Below are 535 nucleotides of genomic sequence, written 5' to 3'. Positions count from 1 at the left end.
GCAGGATTTTAGATGTTAGCAATGTCACTATTTTGAATTGGATTCGTAGTTTCGGTCAAGAAATACAATCATTGCAATGTGAATCTAAGGAAATAACAGTGGTAGAGTTAGATGAAATGCACAGTTATATAGGGAATAAAAAAAACTGTTGGATCTGGATTGCTGTTGATAGATTTGGAATAAGATTCATCAATTTCGTTATTGGTGACAGAAGCCATCAAACCGTAGAAGAGTTTTGGGAAACAATAAACAACAACAAAATGGAAAAAAACCCAGTTAAACAATGAAAATCAACCAAAACAATGTTCCAAAAGTTAAACCTCATCATAACAAAAAATAAAAAAATATCCAAAAATATTTTAAATAAACAACCTAAAAAAAAACAAAAAAAAATTTATTATAAAAATAGGATTTATTTATATTTTAACACATGAAAAAAAAAAAAAAAAAAAAAAAAATTAAAAAAAAAAGAAAACAAAAAAAAAAAAAAAAAGAAGAATAGTTTAAGAAAAATAGTGTAGTTATATAGAAGTTT

Annotated in this window: 1 pseudogene; it reads left to right on the top strand. The window is 24.3% G+C overall.

The features are described 5' to 3' along the window. Positions 1-287: pseudogene (locus GNY06_RS00810) on the top strand (IS1 family transposase); the annotation flags it as partial. Between the last annotated feature and the right edge of the window lie 248 nt (positions 288-535).

Source organism: Elizabethkingia argenteiflava, assembly GCF_009904105.1.
Lineage (GTDB): Bacteria > Bacteroidota > Bacteroidia > Flavobacteriales > Weeksellaceae > Elizabethkingia > Elizabethkingia argenteiflava.
This window is presented reverse-complemented; position numbering and strand designations above follow the sequence as displayed.